Genomic DNA, 1,540 nt, shown 5'->3' with positions numbered 1-1,540 from the left:
TAGACCGTATGTTCGCGGGGTGAAGGTGGCCCGCCCCCGCAGTAAGCTGAAGTCGGGGGTTGCTCTGGATAGGCCGGAGCCGAGCCCCACGCTTAAGCGAGGACGAACCATGAAAGAAGATAGCGTAATTTTCATCGGCTTGGATACGTCGAAGTTGAAGATTTCAGTGGCCATTGCCGATGGAGAGCGCAACGGCGAGGTGCGGTTTTTCGGCGACATCTCCTCGGAGCCGGCGTCGGTGGCATCGATGGTCAACAAGCTTTCTAAGCGTGGAGCCAAGCTTCACTTCTGCTACGAGGCCGGTCCCACGGGTTACGGTCTTTACCGTCAGATTATCGACCTTGGACATGACTGCGTGGTCGTGGCGCCGTCCCTGGTGCCCAGGCGTGCAGGTGACCGGGTGAAGACAAACCGCCGGGATGCCGTGAGCCTGGCGCGCCTCCACCGCGCCGGCGAGTTGACGGCGGTCTGGGTTCCGGATGAAGGCCATGAGGCGATCCGCGACCTGGTGCGGGCTCGCGAGGCGGCCAGCGACGCGCTGAAACAGGCGCGTCAGCAACTTCAGTCTTTCCTCTTGCGTCACGGCCGGATCTATACCGGCCGCAAACCATGGACGCGTGCCCATACAAGATGGCTGGCATGCCAAGCCTTCGATCATTCCGCCCACCACATCCTGCTGGCGGAATATTGCCAGGCGATCGAGGATGCCGGCGTGCGTCTGGACCGGCTGACCCAGCTGGTGGTGGAGACCGCGGCATCCTGGTCGATGGCCCCGGTTGTGGCCGCCTACCAAGCGATGCGCGGCGTTGCATTCATGACAGCGGTCACCTTTGTCGTCGAAATCGGCGACGTCAGGCGCTTTGATAATCCCCGTCAGTTGATGGCGTATCTCGGTCTCGTGCCGTCGGAGAGCTCAACGGGCGAACGGGTCAAACGCGGCGGGATCACCAAGGCGGGCAACGCAAGGGCGCGTCGGGTCCTCATAGAAGGCGCCTGGACATATCGCTTCCCCGCGCGTGTGAGCCCGACGATCCAGGCGCGGCTCGAGAGCCTTCCAAGGGCCGTTCGTGAGATAGCCTGGAAAGGCCAGGTGAGGCTTTGCGGGCGCTATCGCAAGCTGATGGCGGCCGGCAAGCAGAAAGTGGTCGCGGTCACCGCCATTGCCCGAGAAATGGCAGCGTTCCTGTGGGCGATCGGGCAGGAGGTCGCTCCTACAGCAAAACCCTGAGCCGATAGCTTGAAGAGCAACGCTTAACCGAAAAATTGTAGTCATCTGCTGTTGGATAAAGATGGAGACAGGGCTCCGGTGGGGAACCCTCGCGGACCCTATGTGGCGGATAATTCCAAGCCCGAAATTAGACAGAGGCAGCCCCAGACGAACACACGGAAATGCGGTACCCAATCCGCGCATAAGAGTATGCCAGCCGTCGTCAAAATGCCCTGTCTCCTCCTTTGTTCAACAGCTCCACGCATGTGCTTTCGTCGTCAAGACCGGAAAGGAAACAGTCATGACTAAAGACCTTGCAAACGAACATAAGAG

The 1,540-nt window shown here is 60.5% G+C and carries 1 protein-coding gene; it reads left to right on the top strand.

Going from position 1 to position 1,540, the window contains the following annotated elements:
• Nucleotides 1–109 precede the first annotated feature (109 nt).
• Complete coding sequence (locus QDY28_RS30830) at nucleotides 110–1,228, top strand: IS110 family transposase (protein WP_331384855.1); 1,119 nt, start codon at nucleotides 110–112, stop codon at nucleotides 1,226–1,228.
• Nucleotides 1,229–1,540: the final 312 nt, after the last annotated feature.

The organism is Rhizobium sp. BR 362 (assembly GCF_036528765.1).
GTDB lineage: Bacteria > Pseudomonadota > Alphaproteobacteria > Rhizobiales > Rhizobiaceae > Rhizobium.
The sequence above is the reverse complement of the archived record's forward strand: the minus strand, read 5'-3'. Positions and strand labels throughout refer to the sequence as shown.